1 pseudogene is annotated in these 500 nt (G+C 44.0%); it reads left to right on the top strand.

Annotated features, from left to right (window positions below):
- Positions 1–500, top strand: a pseudogene (locus tag JX304_RS06160) (phospho-sugar mutase); the annotation flags it as partial.

The raw sequence follows: 500 nt of genomic DNA on the forward strand, positions 1-500 counted from the left end.
CATGAATTTGAAACCCAACACAACCACACTTACATGCTCGGTTTTGAAGAAAGCTTCGGTTACCTGATCAAACCATTCGTACGGGATAAAGACGCAATCCAAGCCGTTCTTATCGTTGCAGAAATCGCTGCTTACTACCGCTCACGTGGCATGACCTTGGCAGACGGTATTGCTGAAATCTACAAAGAATACGGCTACTTCGCAGAAAAGACCATTTCTGTCACCCTTTCAGGTGTGGACGGAGCTGCAGAAATCAAGAAGATCATGGATAAATTCCGCGGCAATGCTCCTAAACAATTCAATAACACAGACATTGTTAAGACAGAAGACTTCTTGGAACAAACAGCTACTACTGCTAACGGCGTTGAAAAATTGACAACTCCTCCAAGCAATGTGCTGAAATACACCTTGGCAGACGATTCATGGATCGCTGTCCGCCCTTCAGGAACAGAACCAAAAATCAAATTCTACATTGCTACAGTTGGTGAATCTGAAGCAGA

This window comes from Streptococcus parasanguinis, from assembly GCF_901875555.1.
GTDB classification, from domain to species: domain Bacteria; phylum Bacillota; class Bacilli; order Lactobacillales; family Streptococcaceae; genus Streptococcus; species Streptococcus parasanguinis_H.